The organism is Staphylococcus sp. HMSC061G12 (genome assembly GCF_001838465.1).
Lineage (GTDB): Bacteria > Bacillota > Bacilli > Staphylococcales > Staphylococcaceae > Staphylococcus > Staphylococcus simulans.
Window position 1 is genome coordinate 1 of sequence record NZ_KV837032.1, and the last position, 14834, is coordinate 14834.

Sequence of the window (14834 nt, forward strand, 5' to 3'; positions counted from 1 at the left end):
TAGAAGTCAGAACATTTATGTCCCGACCCCTATTATTTAAGTAATTTGCTATTCATTGATTTCGCGAATTTCGAAAATCTCTTTAGCAACCGTATCTGCTTCAGTAAGTGGTAAAGCGTGATAAGTTGTATGATTTTCGACCGCAATATTTTGATTGATATGTGTGTGATAGTATTGATCTAATGCGTTTTTATTGATGAAAAATTGAATTTCAGGACAACAACTGTCTGCACACTGTGTTTCTGAACATAAATTTTTAAATAATACATAGATAGCTGGATTCTCAGTGTTAAGTTGACCGTTTTTAAGTGAGATTTGAATCGGTTCTTTCGTTTCTGCGCATTGTGCTTCTATATGAATCGGTTCATTCAAGGCATAATGAATGCCTAATGCATCAATCGCACACATCGCATAGACAGTGGTATGATTTGAAAGCTGAACTTTAAATGAAGTTGGATGTGTCGCAAAAGGATAGAGACAAGTGATAAGGTGGTCTTGTACAACAATCACATGTTTATCAAGTAATGTTTGATAAGCGTCTGTAAATGCAGGGGGAGTAGTCGGTTGTTTAACAATCTCTCGAATTAAAGATTGTCTTTGTTGATGTTCATGCGGTGTAAGTAACGCATCAAAATTAAAGTAATGCATCTAAAACGACTCCTTTCTCTTTAATCGTAATAATTTCGATTTAATTCTACGCCTATTAAACATATTAAACAAATAAAACAAAATATATAGAAAGGGAAGATAAAGTATGGTGGATTTTGCAAGACTAGAACAATATTTAGAAATAGATACTGATCAATACCATGATACAAGTTTAGAAACATTAAATGCCTATATCAGACAATATGCGCTGCATGTACCCTTTGAGAATATCAATGTACAAAATGGCTGGCCGCTTGCGTTAACAGATGAAGCGATGATGCATAAAGTTGTTGATGAACAACGTGGAGGCTTTTGTTATGAAATGAATTATTTCTTTAAACATTATCTGGAATATAAAGGTTTTGAAGTGAAGGCATTATCTGCAACTGTGTTAAGTCCAAAAGGGTGGGCGCGTGAAGGTTCGCATATGTCACTTCAAGTCGTAATTGAAGGTGTACCGTATGTTGTAGATGTCGGTTTTGGAGATATGCCGAAATTTGCGTTGCCGATGGATGAAACGAGTATGCAGGACGTGACAGGCAGTTATCGTGTGCATCACGTCGATGAGACACATTATGATATTGAAAAATGGTCTAATGATAATCATCAATGGCAGACTAGCTATCGTGTATTAAATGAGCCAAAACAATTAGATGATTTTAAAGATGGCATTGAATTTAACCAATCCAGTCCAGATTCTATCTTTGTGCAAGGTTTATTGATCACAATAGCAACCGAAGTCGGACGTAATACGTTGACTGAAAATCATTTAACATTATTGGTCAATGGTGAGAAGACTGTTCAAGATACAACGCCTGATAATTATCAAGCATTCTTAGAAAAGTACTTTGGAATTCCTGAAATGACGATTCAGACATTTGAATAGTCATACGGTTATGAGATGAAAACAGTAAAATCATAAGTGAGAAAAAGAAACAGCACAACCTCTGAAAAATCAGAAGTTGTGCTGTGTTTTTTATGCCGCATGATCTCGTTTGCGTGAGATATATGCCACACCTAAACCTGTCAGTACTAAACCGATTGGCCATACTGGAAGATCATTGCTTCCTGTATCCGGTAAAGTCTGTTCAGTGTTTGAGTCATTTTTCGTAGTTGAAGTTGTTTTAGCTTGTTGTTGTGCATGGTTGGCATGCAATGGGTAAACATTTGAAGCTTTTGTTGTTAGATGAGACTGAATTGTCTCTAGGTTTGTCACAGCTGAGTTAACCTGTGCTGTAGTTGTTTGATGTGCTGTCATTGATGCGCTGTTTTGTGACGCATTAACTTGTGATGTACCTGCTTGTGCTGTTGTTGTAGCTGCAGGGAACAAAATTACATTTGAAGTTGAAGCTGTTGGTTGCGTTGTTTGTGTGCTTGCGACAGGTTGTAATGATGGTTGTGTCGGTACTGCAGGTGTTGTTGTATTTGGTGCTGGTTGTGCAGTATCGCCAGTCGCTGGTTGTGTTTCTGTATCTGCTTGTTCCTCTGTTTGTGCCACAGGTGGTTGACCGTTGATAATACGGCTGATTTTGTCAGTGTCGTATTGTGATAAGTCTGCTTCTCTTAAGTAATCTGAGAAGACTTTATCTAAAGAGCCGCCTTCTTCACGTAAACCGCCTAACATGTCGTAACCGTCGCCGCCTGAAGCGGTAAAGTCATTTGTAGTCATGTAGTAAGTACGGTTAGGATCTAACGCTTCAAATTGTTGTGTCTGTTTGTTTAATACTTCGATTTTTAACACGCGTTCGCCAGGTGCTTTATTAATATCGTAATAAACACGAATTGATTTAGAAATATGCAAGAACGCGCCGTTAGCGCCTAATTGTCCATTTTCAACAGGTGCGCTCAAACTATGTTCAAACATTTTTGCGACATCTGTCCCTTTGACTTGGATTTGTGAAATCGTGTTGCCGAAAGGTAAGACAGTAATGATATCGCCTAGTGTAACATCTTGGTTTTTGTCGATAGAAGCACGGATCCCGCCTCCATTTGTGACTGCGAAATCAGCAGGATGGGAAAAGCCGTTTTGGCTGTATGCTTCCATACTGTCCGCAATTGCGTTACCTAAGTTTGTTTCGTGTCTGCGCACGTCATCACGTTCACCTTGGAATTGAATTGTATTATTAGGAATGATTACTTCTGAAACTTGAGCTTCGAATTTCGCTTTAGCTTCATCAAGTTGTTGTTGTAAAGCAGGGTCTGGTGTAACATCTGCTGTATCTTTAACGTTGATTAATGAAGCATTCAAGTTAGAGATAGTCCCATTTTGATAATCGAATTCAACTTTACCGATATTAGCGAGTGCTGTTCCTGTTTGTGCTAGTAAAGTATTATGATTAATTTTGCCATTTTCAATAACTGAGTGAGAATGGCCGTCTAATACGATGATTTCGTTGTCATAGAAACGACGGTCACGTGCGAGGGTATCCGCAAGTGTATCTCCACGCCACTCTGCTTTAGTCGAAGGATCAATGCCTAGGTGGGATAAAATAACAAAGATATCTGTTTGAGCTTTAATTTGATTCATGATGTTTTGGACAGCAGGAATCGGTTCTGTAAATGTGACACCTTTAATGTTATCTGGGTGTGTTTTGACAGCTGTTTCTGGTGTCGTCACACCGATAATGCCGTAGTTAATCCCATTTTTGTTCACGATTGTGTAAGGGTCAAACATAAGCTTCCCATCTTTATATGTATTTGCGGAAAGAATAGGGAAGTTTAATTGTTCTTTGTACTTTTGTGCTTGTTCAACACCGAAGTCAAATTCATGGTTACCGACTGCCATTGCGTCGTAACCTACTTCGTTCATAGCATTTGCCATGTCTGCACCTTTCGTATTGTTTGAAATTGGTAAGCCTTGGAAAGCATCACCAGAATCTAACATTAAATCAGGATTTTCTTGTTGTTTGACTGTTTTTAATTTAGCCATCCCGATGACACGTCCGTCTTCTTCTAAGATACGTCCATGCATATCGTTCGTGTGAAGAATTTTCGTGTGTTGTGTCGTTGTAGGTGTCGGTTCAGCTGCTTTAGGTTCAGATACAGCTGGTGTTGTATCTGGAGTAGCTTCAGTTGAAGGTGCTGTCTTTTGCGCTGGTTCATTTGATTGAACAGTTGCTTCTGTTTTAGGTTCAACCGTCTGTGTTTGTGTTGCCGGTGGTGTTGTTTTATCTGTAGGTGCCTGTTCTGTTGTCACTGCCGGTTCATTTGAATCAGTCTTTGACGCAACATCTTCTGCAGGTTGTTCTGGTGAAGCTGATGATTGAACAGGTTCAGGTATTGCTTGTGTTGACTGCGTTGTTGTGTCAGATGCAGGTGTCGGTGCCGGCTGTTCGACTTTTACATCTGTTGTATTAGTTTCAGGTTGCATTGTTTCTGCTGCGAAACTTGTGAAACTGAATACCATGAACAACATCGCAACTAAGAAGCAGGTTCTGATAAGTAGCTTGTGCATGAGGAGCCTCCTTTTCTATATCTCGTATGAAGTTATATATGCATGTCATGCATACAACACTATCTTATCAATGAAAGTTGTAGAGGGGTATTGTCTTTTTGTTAATTTTGTAAATTATTTAATCAAATTGTGTGATTAATATGATGAAGCTTTGTATTGGATAATAAAGGATAGAAAGTCTTCTAGAAAAGTAGGTTTTTGAATACATTATGAGGCTGTAACCTTTCAAAAATGTATTAAATAGAAGAGATACGAATAGTATGAGATTCAGGATTATTAGGTCTACACAAAGCTATTATATCAATAAGTTAAGCGCTTACATTACTATTTAAAAAAGTTAAAAGAATCTTTTGTAATACAAATGTCATCTAATAATAATATAGCCTTGCTCAATGATGTGTATAATAATTAAGTGTATAGGTGGAAAAGAGAGAAAACGGTTATTGAACTTCTGTTGGGGCAGAACAGAAGATTCAAGACTGAAAGAGAGAATATACTATTGTCAGGAGGCATTTCCATTGCAAAAGAAAATTATTGCTGCTGTTGTAGGAACAAGTGCGGTTTCCGCTATCGCAACAGCTGGAGCTGCAGATGCAGCTACGACTTATAGAGTCCAAGCTGGTGACTCTTTATGGTCAATTGCTCAACGTCATAATACGTCAATTGCGAACATTAAATCATTAAACAACTTAAGTTCAAACTTAATCTTCCCGAACCAGGTCTTAAAAGTAGCTGGTTCTGCTAATACAAGCAGTCAACGTACTTCAGGTGGATCATCAGTTTCAGGTGGTTCAACTTATACAGTACAACCGGGTGATTCATTGTCATTAATCGCGTCTAAATACGGTACAACTTACCAAAATATTATGCGATTAAATGGTTTAAACGGTTTCTTAATTCATCCAGGACAAGTATTGAAGGTGTCAGGTACAGCATCTAACAGTACGACAACTTCTAATACGACACGTGTTTCAGGTGGTTCAGTATATACAGTGCAACCAGGTGATTCATTATCATTGATCGCATCTAAATACGGTACAACTTACCAAAACATTATGAGTTTAAATGGTTTGAATAACTTCTTTATTTATCCAGGCCAAAAATTAAAAGTGACAGGTACAACTGCAGCGAATACAAATTCGCCATCACCAGGTGTATCAACATCAACAGGTGGATACTATTCACCAGTTTTCAATCACTCTAATTTATACGACTGGGGTCAATGTACATGGCATACGTTTAACCGTCGTGCTCAAATCGGCAAACCAATCAGTACTTACTGGTGGCATGCATACAATTGGGACAACGCAGCACGTGCAGATGGTTACACAGTAGACCGTAACCCGACAGTAGGATCAATCTTACAATCAGATGCAGGTTACTTCGGCCATGTTGCTTTCGTAGAACGTATTAATGGTGACGGCAGTGTATTGGTGTCTGAAATGAACTTTACAGGCAACCCAGGTTACACAACTTACCGTACAATTCCAGCAAGCCAAGTCGGCTATTATAACTTCATTCATTAATTTGGATGTTAAACCCAGAGGTGGATAGGCCTCTGGGTTTTTAATATGAAAAACGAGAGGAACTGGTTATACCAATACCTCTCGTTATTTTATAGTTTTGTGCTTTTGTATTCAATTTCATCTGTTTCAGAGTTGTAATCTACTAATAAATCTAGCCCTTTGAAGAACCATTCATCAGAATCGTTGATATAGAATGTGATGCGGTCGACTGTAACTGATACAGATGCGTTTTTGTCATGCGGTTCAATCTTGAATGCAGTTGTAAAATGTTCATGTAAACCAGTGTGTACATAAGCTTGTACGTAGAAGTTGACCTTATCTCCTGGCTCTAAGTCTAATTCGTTTCTAAACCATTTCAATGCTTCGTCAGTGATTTGAAGTTTCATGTTGTTACCTCCTAGGTGTTGCTGCATACTAAACTGTGTCGATAGGCAGAAGTACTATTGAAATATATCTCTATTTACCACCGATTATAGCAGTCTTTTGAAGAAAAGTCTTGCACAATCTGTATTTAAAGCTATTAAAAAATGAATTGATAATCAGTTGTAATAGATTGGACAAATTAGTTGAATGAAAGTGAAACTTTGTGTGTTAAGTTGGATGAATAGGTTGTCATAACTACCAAAGACAGCGATTTAATTCAGTGGAACTTCAAATAGAATAAGTGGAATAAGTTGTATCATCGAAAAAATGAAGGCTCTATTTTATATCCAAGTGACATAAAATAGAGCCTTCATTTTAAATTTATTTTGATTTTAATGATTTGAAGCGGTTATAAGAAGTGACAACGACTGTTGCCAAGTTTGCGAAAGAGAATACTTTTGTAAGGAAACGTCCTGATTTTAATGCTGTATAGAAATCAAGAATGCCTCCTGTGACGTTAATCGCTAAACCGATGCTTGATAATTTACGATTTTTAGAATCATAGGCATAAGCATTATAAGCTTCAATACCATAACCGACAATATTTAACGTATTAGATAAACGACGTAATTTTGATTTAGGTTGTTTTGCCATGAAAAATAAACCTCCTATCCTGATTAGATACCTACACATTATAACATTGTGCAAAATGTATGACGATAGATTGACTCGCCTTAGTTTTGTGTAGTCTGAACGACTTTAGCTTTTGTTTGACGTTTGATTAGCCAAGCAGTTATCCAGGCAGTAATCGGTATACTCATCGCAACTGCGATGCCTCCAAATAGGATAGAAACAAATTCCTGTGCGAATATTTTAGAGTTAATGATATGGCCGAAAGAGTAATTCAATTTAAAGAACCAAAAGAATAACGTTAATTGGCCACCAAAGTATGCTAAGTAAATGGTATTTGCGGAAGTAGCTAAAATTTCTCTGCCTATACGCATGCCTGACTTAAACAATTCTCGTCGATTTAATTCAGGGTTCGTTTCGCTTAATTCATACATTGGTGAACTGATTGTTATGGCAAGGTCTACCACTGCCGCAATGACCGCAAGCAAGGTGGTGAAGACCATAAACTGAACCATGTTAATACCGATATTCATAGAGTAAACGTAGGTTTCGTCTTGTTGTTCGGCCGCAAACCCTTGTAAATGACCGAATGCCACGGCTAGATATATTGCGCTTAATAAAACAAGTGTCGTAATACAAGTACTATAAAAGGCAGCTTGTGTTTTAACATTATTGCCATTTAAACCAAATAAGTTCAAACTTGCGACTACTATGCAGAAGATTAAAGCGATAATCGGAATGGGTAACTGCAATACAATCGCAATCAAAGCAAGCAATACACAGACAAAGTTCAGAAATAACATGGCGTAAGAAATGGCGCCTTTTTTACCACCGAAGATGATCATTAAAATCAAAAGAATTAAGGCTAAAATAACTACCGCATTCATGTCTGCTCACCCCTTACTTTCACCCAGAGTTCCATTAATAAAATCGTGACAGGTATCGTTAACACAATACCAATTCCGCCAATGAGCGCACGTGCAATTTCTAATGACCAGTTCATAGAAATAGTGTAGGTAATCGTATTGGCGTTTCTTAAATAGATCAACATCATCGGTAAGCTGCCTGCTAAATAAGAGAAGAGTAAGATGTTAGTCATCGTACCCATAATATCTTGGCCGATATGTCGGCCGGCTAGTGCCCATCTTTTTAAATCAATCGCAGGTGTACGTTCTTTGATTTCATACATACCGCTTGCGATAGTAATTGCTACATCCATCACAGCACCTAATGTACCGACAATTACTGAAGCCATAAAGACTTCTTTAGGCGGTAATGTCAGTAAATCCATCGTTTCATATTTAATACCAGAACCGCCTGTAGCTTGAATCACCAACTCTGCAATACCGACACAAATAAAGGTGCCGAATAGAGTGCTGATAACGGTAATGAGTGTCCGCCAATGCCAACCTGTGACTAATAGTAATGTAATGACAGTTGCTAGTATCACTGCCAAACTCATTAACCAAAAGAGGCTGACTGAGGGTACCGCATTGTGAATCGCAATGGCGCCTAAGATAGCGCCACTATTAATAATCAGCGATAAAATTGATTGTATGCCGACTTTGCGGCCAACCCATAATACTATCAGTAAGAAGATACCAGTGATGGCTACCACTAATGTATCGCGTTTCTTTTCTATAATCGTCGCATCATTCGGATGCTTATTAATATGTAACAGCACCTTATTATGCACATGAAACTTTTCAGAGTCCACTTGTGATTGATAATAAGTGTGCTTAATGGTTCCGGTTTGACCTTCGAACTTTCCATTTAATACTTTGAAGTTAAGCTGTTCCGTATATTTTGTATCTTGATTATGATGTTCATCCGTTACATCAACCGACTTTTGGTGATGAATTTTTGTAATTTCACCAATAGGCATGTGGTAAAAACGGGCATTAAATAATGTGAATAGCAGACTTGCGATAAAAATAACCGCAAAGCTGATCAACACCCAAGAAAACGGCTGATGCAGTCTTTGTTTGAATGACATAACCGTCACCCTTTCTAAGATTCTCAATCAAATATTAACAACGTGATTATAAGCTTAATGGAAGCAGAATGCCAATGATTTCAAATATATTATTTTTACAAAAACTTTCCGTCTTTATAAATAACGCGTTCTTTTTGTCCGTCAATGAACTTATTATAATGTGCTTGTTGGAAGTCCGTGAGCAACATTCGAGATGTACTATATTTCACGATTTCATCGCCGACCTTCACAAACATTTTTCTATACAGCAAACCATCTTTCAAATTAATTTCATCAATGCTTGTTTTTTCTACGAGTGTTATTTCAAGGAAATCAAAAGTGAAGAAATCAACCGTCACCACCGCGAAAAAATCTTCTTCTCCTAAATAATAAATTTCTAAATTGTTACGTTTGTTTTGACCGACGAGTAAGCGTCCCTCTTTAAATTCATGTTCTGGATGATGAAGTTTCAAACATTCTAATAAATCTTTTTCTTTAAGTTTGTAACGCATTGAAAAGTTCCTTTCTATCTTTTATTTGTATTATAACTTTAAATCTATAATAAAGAAGTCATTTTTGGAAGCGTTTGTTTAATAGAAAATCAAATGATTTAAGAGTCAAAATTAACAAACAAAGAAACCTCTACGGTGCGCCGAATTATATCGACATGTCGTAGAGGTTTTAATAAGAACAGAATATTATTGTTCATTTTAATGATAAACCGAAGTATGAGAAAGCAGGGTAGTAATTTCTTTGAGTAAAGCAGTCAGTTCTGGTTTATGATTATCTTTTCTGACGATTGCGCATAACGTTCGTTTGAGTTCTGTGTGCGCTAGGCTTAAACGTACAAACTGTTCGCTTTCTGGTAAAGCAATATATTGTGGTGTAATGACATAACCGCGATTATGTCTCAATAAATAGTTTGCTAAACGTTCAGTTGAAATACGATATGTAGTACATTTCGCTGTGTTTTCAAGAAGATGTATCAGTGGCTGAGGTAAATCTGCCATTAAAAATATCGGTTGTGTATTCAGTTGTTTTAAAGGCGGATTGACTGTCGCAGTTAATGGATCTTGTTTTGGCACATATAATTGATAGTTATCTTCGAATAACGGTATGATTTCAATTTCATTATATTTCTTTAATGAAGAAGTTAAATCAACAAATGCTACATCTAAATCACGATTCAGAGTTGATTTTAATAATGTTTCATTTGATTGCCTCATAGGGAGGAGTGTTGTTGTATGTTCTTTTTCAAATTTTTGTATGAGTAATGTTAAGAGTTGTGAGACATAGCTTTCGACATAACCGATTTTAATACGTTTAGCTTCAGCTTCTTGTTCGTGTCGAAACATATTTAAAGTTTGTTCAGTTTGTTCGACAATTTTCGTTGCTTGGGTCATAAAGCGTTGACCAGCTTCGGTTAAATAAATATTTCGGCCTTCTCTTCTGAATAGTTTTGTATTTAACTCTTCTTCTAATTGTGAAATTTGGCGACTGATGGCTGATTGCGCAATGTTCAGTTCTAAAGCAGCTTCAGATAAATGTTCTCTTTTAGCAACTTCAATGAAGTATTTAAGTTGTTTAAATTCCATGATTTTCTGCACCACACTTATTGTTCTAATTATTAGAATGATATCATCTAATTTTTGAATTGAACAGAAGAATACCCTCCTATATTATAATAGTTATCGATAATAATCTGAAAATTCATACAACGCATATTTAAAGGAGGAGCAAGCATGGTAAATGAGCAGAATCAAGGTTTGTACGATGCAAGAAACGAACATGATGCTTGCGGCATAGGATTTTATGCAAACATGGACAATTTACGATCGCATGATATTGTCATTAAGTCACTAGAAATGCTGCGCCGTTTGGATCACCGTGGGGGAATAGGTGCTGACGGGATGACTGGTGATGGAGCAGGAATTATGACTGAAATTCCATTTAAATTTTTCAAAGAACAGACAGACTTAGACTTACCTGAAGAAGGTAACTACGCTGTCGGTTTCTTTTTCGCTAATGAACGCATTGCAGGTTCAAGACACGAAACAATCTTTAAAGCCTATTTTGAAACTGAAGGTCTTCGCGTGATCGGGTATCGCGATGTGCCTGTGGATGTTTCAGCTGTTGCACCACATGTTGCTGAAACAATGCCGGTCATTCAACAGGTCTTTATCGATTTAAATCATAGTGCAGATGCGGCGAAACGCTTATATCTCGCACGTAAACAAATTGAATTTTACGGTGATGAACAAGAGTTGGAACTATACTTCACAAGTTTATCTCCGAAAACAATTGTATATAAAGGTTGGTTACGTTCTGACCAAATTAAAGGATTATATGAAGATTTAAATCATCCTGATTATGAATCTAAATTAGGTTTAGTACACTCTCGTTTCAGTACGAATACATTTCCTAGTTGGAAACGTGCCCATCCTAACCGTTTGTTGATGCATAATGGTGAAATCAATACGATTCGAGGCAATGTCAACTGGATGCGTGCACGTCAGAAACGTTTAGTTGAAACAATTTTTGATGAAAATGATCGACCAAAAGTACATGCTGTATTAGATGTAGACGGCAGTGACTCTGCAATTGTCGACAATGCGCTTGAGTTTTTATCGCTTGCGATGGAACCTGAGAAAGCTGCGATGTTATTAGTGCCTGAACCATGGCAATACAGCAAAGCTAACCAAAGTGCTGTCCGTGCTTTTTATGAGTACTACAGTTATATGATGGAACCATGGGATGGCCCAACGATGATTGCTTTCTGTAATGGTGACAAAATCGGTGCTTTGACTGACCGTAACGGTTTACGTCCAGGTCGTTATACAGTTACGAAAGACAACTATATTATCTTCTCTTCTGAAGTCGGTGTAATCGATGTAGAGGAAGAAGATGTTGCATTTAAAGGTCGCTTGAATCCAGGTCGTTTATTACTTGTTGATTTTGATAAACACGAAGTGGTACATAACCATATGTTGAAAGCAGAAATCGCAAGCGAGTTGCCTTATGAAACATGGTTGAAAAAACATAAAGTCGATTTAGATTTGGAAGTGCCGTTTGAATCAAAAGGTTGGGATTTTGAAACGGTTGAACGTTTACAAAAACAATTCGGTTATACACGTGAAGAAATTCATAAATATATGGCTGAATTAGTACGTGGTAAGAAAGATCCAATCGGTGCGATGGGTTATGATGCCCCGCTTGCGGTATTGAATGAACGTCCTGAATCGTTATTCAATTACTTCAAACAATTATTCGCACAAGTTACGAATCCGCCAATTGATGCGTATCGTGAAAAAATCGTCACAAGTGAATTGTCATACTTAGGTAAAGAAGGTAACTTGCTTGTACCTGATACAGATGCGTTGAATCGTCTTCAATTGAAACATCCTGTTTTAACAGAAGCGCAATTAAAAGTAGCAGAGAACGGACCATTCCGTGCGAAACATTTATCTACAGTATATAGTGGTAGCTTAGAAGATGCGCTAGAAGTGTTGAGAGAGAAAGCGGTTGAAGCGGTTAAAGCGGGTTATGACATTTTAGTCTTAGATGACAGCAGTTTACGTGATGAACCTGGCTACGCGATTCCGATTTTACTTGCAGTCAGCTACTTGCATCAGGCGTTGATTACTGAAGATTTACGCCAAGAAACAAGTTTAGTTGCGAAAGGTGGAGAAATCCGCGAAGTCCACCATGTCGCTTGTTTATTAGGTTATGGTGCTAACGCAGTTGTACCTTATTTAGCACAAGAAACAATTGCGGCAATGGTAGAACAAGGTGAATTATCCGGACCTGTTGAAGCACAAGTGAAAACTTATACAGACGTGTTAGCTGAAGGGGTTATAAAAGTCATGTCTAAAATGGGTATTTCAACGGTTCAAAGTTATCAAGGTGCACAAATCTTTGAAGCAGTCGGTTTATCACATGACGTCATCGATAAATACTTTACAGGTACTCAATCTAAGTTATCTGGTTTAACGATTGATTTGATTGATGAAGAAAATAAAAAACGTCAAGGTCGTAAAGAAGAACATCTTGAATCAGGCAGTACGTTCCAATGGCGTCAACAAGGTCAATATCACGCTTTCAACCCAACTACCATTAGGTTGCTGCAACATGCATGTCGTGAAAATGACTATGACATGTTCAAAGAGTATTCAAAAACAGTGAATCACCAACGTACTGATCGTATTCGTCATTTAATGAAATTCAAATCACGTACACCGATCAGTATTGATGCGGTTGAACCGATTGAAGATATTGTGCACCGATTCAATACAGGTGCTATGAGTTATGGTTCAATTTCTGCCGAAGCACATAAAACTTTAGCGGAAGCGATGAACTTAATTGGCGGTAAGAGTAACAGCGGTGAAGGTGGAGAGGACCCTGAACGTTATGTGAAAGGTCCAGAAGGTGAAGATTATACAAGTACAATTAAACAAGTTGCATCAGGTCGTTTCGGTGTAACAAGTGATTATTTACAACATGCGACTGAAATTCAAATTAAAGTCGCACAAGGTGCTAAACCAGGGGAAGGCGGACAGTTGCCAGGTACGAAAGTTTATCCTTGGATTGCTGAAGTACGTGGTTCAACGCCAGGTATCGGCTTGATTTCACCACCACCTCATCATGATATTTACTCAATTGAAGACTTAGCGCAATTGATTCATGACTTGAAGAATGCGAACCCTCAAGCGAATATCGCTGTGAAATTAGTATCTAAGAGTGGTGTCGGTACAATTGCGGCAGGTGTTGCCAAAGCCTTTGCTGACAAAATCGTCATCAGCGGTTATGACGGCGGTACAGGTGCTTCACCTAAAACAAGTATTCAACATGCTGGATTGCCTTGGGAAATCGGTCTAGCAGAAACGCATCAAACATTAATGATGAATGATTTACGTTCACGTATCCGTTTAGAAACAGACGGTAAGTTATTAACTGGACATGACGTAGCTTATGCTTGTGCATTGGGTGCTGAAGAGTTTGGTTTTGCGACAGCACCGTTAGTTGTTTTAGGTTGTGTCATGATGCGTGTGTGCCATAAAGATACATGTCCTGTCGGCGTGGCTACACAAAACGAAGATTTACGTCAACTCTTTAACGGTCGTGCACATCACGTTGTTAACTTTATGCACTTTATTGCACAAGAATTACGTGAAGTACTCGCTGAACTTGGTTTACGTTCTGTTGAAGAATTGATTGGCCGAACTGATTTATTAGAAGCAAATCATTCGGTAGCTAATGAAAAAGCACGTTCACTTGATGTGGCACCGTTGCTTTATCAAAATGAAGGACCGACATTCAAACAAATTGAGCAACAGCATCACTTAGAAAAAGGTTTCGATCAAACAGAATTGATTCCGGATGCTGAAGCAGCAATTCAAGACGGTACGTCATTTAGAGGGACATATAAGTTGTGCAATGAGCAACGTGATGTAGGCGTGACTGCCGGCAGCTTGATTACTCGTGCACATGGAGCGGAAGGTTTACCCGAAGATACAATCTATGTTGAAACTACAGGCCATGCAGGCCAAAGTGTCGGTGCATTTACACCTTCAGGATTAACAATTCATCATACAGGTGATGCCAATGACTATGTTGGTAAAGGTTTATCCGGAGGTAAGATTATCATTAATGCGCCAAATGAAGAACGTGAAGAAAATATTATTGTCGGTAATGTATGCTTCTATGGCGCTACAAGCGGTAAAGCCTTTATTAACGGTTATGCCGGTGAGCGTTTCTGTATCAGAAACAGTGGTGTTCATGCAGTTGTAGAAGGTATTGGAAATCATGGTTTAGAGTATATGACTGGCGGTCGTGTCATCGTATTAGGTAATGTCGGTGACAACTTCGGTCAAGGTATGAGTGGCGGTGTCGCTTACATCTTCCCTGATGATGTGGAACACTTCAAATCGTACAATGCATTGCCAACACTTGATTTCGATACCATTACTGAACCAGAAGAATTTTCAATTATTAAAGACATGTTAGAAGAACATGTTCAATACACAGACAGCAAAAAAGCCAAAGCAGTATTAGCTGATTTTGATCATGTGGCTCAAAAAGTTGTCAAAGTTATTCCAAAAGACTACAAATTAATGATGCATAAAATTGAAGATCAAGAACGTAAAGCAGACAATTCTAAAGCAGCAATTTTGAATGCCTTCTACGATACACGTAAAGCAACAGACTTAGAAGGACCATTCTCAGTTGTTTATTAACGAAA

General features: G+C 37.9%; 11 protein-coding genes. 3 read left to right on the forward strand and 8 right to left on the reverse strand.

From position 1 onward, the window contains the following. Nucleotides 1–48: 48 nt before the first annotated feature. On the reverse strand, nt 49–648 hold the full coding sequence (merB, locus tag HMPREF2937_RS02795) for an organomercurial lyase (protein ID WP_070848087.1): 600 nt from the start codon (nt 646–648) through the stop codon (nt 49–51). Nucleotides 649–754: 106 nt separating this feature from the next. Here merB and HMPREF2937_RS02800 point away from each other — a divergent pair, with 106 nt between their 5' ends. Then, nucleotides 755–1534, forward strand: a complete 780-nt coding sequence (locus tag HMPREF2937_RS02800) for an arylamine N-acetyltransferase family protein (RefSeq protein WP_002480378.1) — start codon at nt 755–757, stop codon at nt 1532–1534. 90 nt (nt 1535–1624) lie between these two features. Here the strand turns inward: HMPREF2937_RS02800 and HMPREF2937_RS02805 are convergent, their stop codons facing one another. After that, nucleotides 1625–4102 (reverse strand): 5'-nucleotidase C-terminal domain-containing protein, encoded by a 2478-nt coding sequence (locus tag HMPREF2937_RS02805; protein ID WP_070863993.1) that lies wholly within the window; start codon nt 4100–4102, stop codon nt 1625–1627. Between the two features lie 518 nt (nt 4103–4620). Between HMPREF2937_RS02805 and HMPREF2937_RS02810 the strand changes: the two genes are divergently transcribed. Continuing rightward, the gene (locus HMPREF2937_RS02810; protein ID WP_002480380.1) at nt 4621–5628 is read left to right on the forward strand and encodes a LysM peptidoglycan-binding domain-containing protein; all 1008 of its coding nucleotides are present in this window, start codon (nt 4621–4623) and stop codon (nt 5626–5628) included. An 89-nt stretch (nt 5629–5717) separates the two neighbouring features. Here HMPREF2937_RS02810 and HMPREF2937_RS02815 read toward each other — a convergent pair whose 3' ends face one another. From HMPREF2937_RS02815 to gltC, 6 genes are all read right to left on the reverse strand, one after another. Beyond that, entirely contained in the window at nt 5718–6014 is a 297-nt protein-coding gene (locus HMPREF2937_RS02815) for a HesB/YadR/YfhF family protein (protein ID WP_002480381.1), read from the reverse strand. 358 nt (nt 6015–6372) lie between these two features. Further along, nucleotides 6373–6645, reverse strand: a complete 273-nt coding sequence (locus HMPREF2937_RS02820) for a hypothetical protein (RefSeq protein WP_002480382.1) — start codon at nt 6643–6645, stop codon at nt 6373–6375. A gap of 80 nt (nt 6646–6725) precedes the next feature. After that, nucleotides 6726–7508, reverse strand: a complete 783-nt coding sequence (locus HMPREF2937_RS02825; RefSeq protein WP_002480383.1) for a YibE/F family protein — start codon at nt 7506–7508, stop codon at nt 6726–6728. Further along, nucleotides 7505–8617, reverse strand: coding sequence for a YibE/F family protein (locus HMPREF2937_RS02830; protein WP_002480384.1), 1113 nt, complete (start codon nt 8615–8617; stop codon nt 7505–7507). The genes HMPREF2937_RS02825 and HMPREF2937_RS02830 overlap by 4 nt, the downstream gene beginning before the upstream one ends. Nucleotides 8618–8712: 95 nt before the next feature. Continuing rightward, complete coding sequence (locus tag HMPREF2937_RS02835; protein WP_070863994.1) at nt 8713–9108, reverse strand: hypothetical protein; 396 nt, start codon at nt 9106–9108, stop codon at nt 8713–8715. A gap of 198 nt (nt 9109–9306) precedes the next feature. Beyond that, entirely contained in the window at nt 9307–10191 is an 885-nt protein-coding gene (gltC, locus tag HMPREF2937_RS02840; protein WP_070848075.1) for a glutamate biosynthesis transcriptional regulator GltC, read from the reverse strand. A 147-nt stretch (nt 10192–10338) separates the two neighbouring features. Here gltC and gltB point away from each other — a divergent pair, with 147 nt between their 5' ends. Beyond that, a complete protein-coding gene (gltB, locus tag HMPREF2937_RS02845; protein ID WP_070863995.1) occupies nt 10339–14829 on the forward strand; it encodes a glutamate synthase large subunit in 4491 nt (1496 codons plus the stop codon). The last annotated feature ends 5 nt before the right edge of the window (nt 14830–14834 follow it).

Excerpts from the sequence above, each read along its gene's own strand:
- merB (WP_070848087.1), bottom strand. The coding sequence starts at position 648 with ATGCATTACTTTAATTTTGATGCGTTACTTACACCGCATGAACATCAA.
- HMPREF2937_RS02800 (WP_002480378.1), top strand. The coding sequence starts at position 755 with ATGGTGGATTTTGCAAGACTAGAACAATATTTAGAAATAGATACTGAT.
- HMPREF2937_RS02805 (WP_070863993.1), bottom strand. The coding sequence starts at position 4,102 with ATGCACAAGCTACTTATCAGAACCTGCTTCTTAGTTGCGATGTTGTTC.
- HMPREF2937_RS02815 (WP_002480381.1), bottom strand. The coding sequence starts at position 6,014 with ATGAAACTTCAAATCACTGACGAAGCATTGAAATGGTTTAGAAACGAA.
- HMPREF2937_RS02820 (WP_002480382.1), bottom strand. The coding sequence starts at position 6,645 with ATGGCAAAACAACCTAAATCAAAATTACGTCGTTTATCTAATACGTTA.
- HMPREF2937_RS02825 (WP_002480383.1), bottom strand. The coding sequence starts at position 7,508 with ATGAATGCGGTAGTTATTTTAGCCTTAATTCTTTTGATTTTAATGATC.
- HMPREF2937_RS02830 (WP_002480384.1), bottom strand. The coding sequence starts at position 8,617 with ATGTCATTCAAACAAAGACTGCATCAGCCGTTTTCTTGGGTGTTGATC.
- HMPREF2937_RS02835 (WP_070863994.1), bottom strand. The coding sequence starts at position 9,108 with ATGCGTTACAAACTTAAAGAAAAAGATTTATTAGAATGTTTGAAACTT.
- gltC (WP_070848075.1), bottom strand. The coding sequence starts at position 10,191 with ATGGAATTTAAACAACTTAAATACTTCATTGAAGTTGCTAAAAGAGAA.
- gltB (WP_070863995.1), top strand. The coding sequence starts at position 10,339 with ATGGTAAATGAGCAGAATCAAGGTTTGTACGATGCAAGAAACGAACAT.